The organism is Vaccinium witches'-broom phytoplasma str. VAC (genome assembly GCF_000309405.1).
Lineage (GTDB): Bacteria > Bacillota_I > Bacilli_A > Acholeplasmatales > Acholeplasmataceae > Phytoplasma.
Genome location: NZ_AKIN01000090.1, coordinates 1 through 351, shown reverse-complemented (window position 1 = coordinate 351; position 351 = coordinate 1). Strand labels below are relative to the sequence as shown.

Annotated in this window: 1 pseudogene; it reads right to left on the bottom strand. The window is 25.9% G+C overall.

The window, feature by feature from the left end:
* Positions 1-351 (bottom strand): annotated as a pseudogene (locus RI68_RS03915) (DNA double-strand break repair rad50 ATPase); the annotation flags it as partial.

Sequence of the window (351 nt, the reverse complement as noted above, 5' to 3'; positions counted from 1 at the left end):
TTAGTTTTATTGCGTTCGATAAATTTGCTTCATATTTTTCTCGAGTAGCTTCTAAATTCGCTATTTCTCTTTTAATTTTCATTATTTGTTCAACTATTTCTGTTGTTTGGCCTTGTAAATTTTGGATTTCATCTTGTAAACGTTTTTTATCGTCGGTGTTAGTTGTTATTTTTAGTTCTTCTTGTTTATCTTTTATTTCTTTGTCTTTGTTGTTTAATTCGGCTTCTTTTTGTTGAAGTTGACCTTTTAAAATAGTGATATTACCCGATGTATTTTTAAGTTGTTTTTTTATTTCTTTAATTTTATCTTCGTTTTTATCTAAGGTTTCTTTGATTTTAGCTTTTTGTTCTT